This is a genomic window from Zobellia barbeyronii, from assembly GCF_018603515.1.
Taxonomy (GTDB): Bacteria; Bacteroidota; Bacteroidia; order Flavobacteriales; family Flavobacteriaceae; genus Zobellia; species Zobellia barbeyronii.
The window spans coordinates 1-255 of the sequence record NZ_JACATN010000035.1 but is presented as its reverse complement, the minus strand read 5'-3'; the positions used below and the strand labels follow the sequence as shown (position 1 = coordinate 255).

The 255-nt window shown below is 45.9% G+C and carries 1 pseudogene; it reads right to left on the bottom strand.

Annotation, left to right across the window (positions count from 1 at the left end):
• A pseudogene (locus HW347_RS20620) lies at nucleotides 1-255 on the bottom strand (hypothetical protein); the annotation flags it as partial.

Genomic DNA, 255 nt, shown 5'->3' with positions numbered 1-255 from the left:
GAGGCTTCATCTTTGTTTACAATTAAATATTCACGGGAAGGTCCCGCGTCAATATCTCCGTAAAAACCTTGGTGTGGAGAAGCAAAATCAGGATTACCGGAAGGCCATCTGTCAGGTTCAAAATTTATCATGTACAACCAATCGCCTTTGCGAATGGTTCGTATGGGATAGGGAGCTCCTCCGGGACGGCAATAGGTGTGGCGTTCCAAAGCCGTAAATACCCGATCTCTTTTAGGGTCAATTTGCCCGCTTTTA